Genomic DNA, 258 nt, shown 5'->3' with positions numbered 1-258 from the left:
GGACTGGCCCAGGGGCTGGAGCAAGGTCTGGCAGAGGCGAAGGCTCAACAAGCGCCAATTCATGCCCGGATGCAGCAACTGGTCAGCGAATTTCAAACTACCCTTGATGCGCTTGATAGTGTGATAGCTTCGCGCCTGATGCAGATGGCGCTGGAGGCGGCACGCCAGGTGATCGGTCAGACGCCAACGATGGACAACTCGGCACTGATCAAACAGATCCAACAGTTGTTGCAGCAAGAACCGTTGTTCAGCGGTAAA

1 protein-coding gene is annotated in these 258 nt (G+C 56.2%); it reads left to right on the top strand.

The window, feature by feature from the left end; all coding sequences use genetic code 11:
• On the top strand, positions 1 to 258 hold a 258-nt coding region (locus tag QP437_RS10180), incomplete at both ends, for a FliH/SctL family protein (RefSeq protein ID WP_285267752.1).

The organism is Haemophilus sp. UMB1048 (genome assembly GCF_030218125.1).
Lineage (GTDB): Bacteria > Pseudomonadota > Gammaproteobacteria > Enterobacterales > Pasteurellaceae > Haemophilus_D.
This window is presented reverse-complemented; position numbering and strand designations above follow the sequence as displayed.